The sequence below is a fragment of the Vibrio sp. Y176 genome, from assembly GCF_033438945.1.
In genome coordinates this window covers 1-667 of the sequence record NZ_JAWOQS010000609.1, presented here as the reverse complement: position 1 = coordinate 667, position 667 = coordinate 1, and the positions used below count along the sequence as shown (strand labels likewise).

Here is a 667-nt window from a genome sequence, read left to right as displayed (position 1 = left end):
AATTTAGATACGCTATTTGCACAGCGCTTTCGTGAAGAAGTGTTTAGCCACGATATTCGGCCTCCAATTTGTGTTGGACGCATTGCGATTACCGAAGAACAAGAAGAAAAACTGGCAAATGAAGTGTACAACAAATTAATTGAGTTTGATGTTCAAAATAAAACCAGTGAAAACAGTCAACGACTAAAAAATGTTTTACTCACTTTTACGCCTGGTAATCAGATATTTTTGGCTGACACAATTCCGAATATTAATGGCGATTTATTAAAAGCCATCACTGTCGCTAAAGAAAAATAAAAGAATAATTATTGGAAGCTCGTGCTTATTTAGTGCGAGCCGGGCTTCTACACACTAAAAACACTCATTTATATAAATGAGAATATAAAAATAACGTAAATAATAGGGAAAAAGTATGTTTAAAAAGAGCACACTTGCCATTCTGATCGGGGCTACTATTTCGCTTGTTGGATGTGGTTCCAATGATAAAACTGAAATCCGTTTACCACAGGCGCCAACTTCAGAATTTACTAACGTGATTGATCGTACTGGTAATCCAACTTACCTGCGTGATTACGACAGTTATTCGAACCTGAAGTACAACGCACTCACGGACAACGGCGCGTGGCATGGCCATTTGCTACCTGAAGATGCGGCGGGTTATGGCGCT

Annotated in this window: 2 pseudogenes; both read left to right on the top strand. The window is 38.8% G+C overall.

Annotation, left to right across the window (positions count from 1 at the left end):
* Window positions 1-297 (top strand): annotated as a pseudogene (locus tag R7O13_RS27595) (transcriptional regulator); the annotation flags it as partial.
* Window positions 298-412: 115 nt separating this feature from the next.
* Window positions 413-667, top strand: a pseudogene (locus tag R7O13_RS27590) (alpha-glucosidase); the annotation flags it as partial.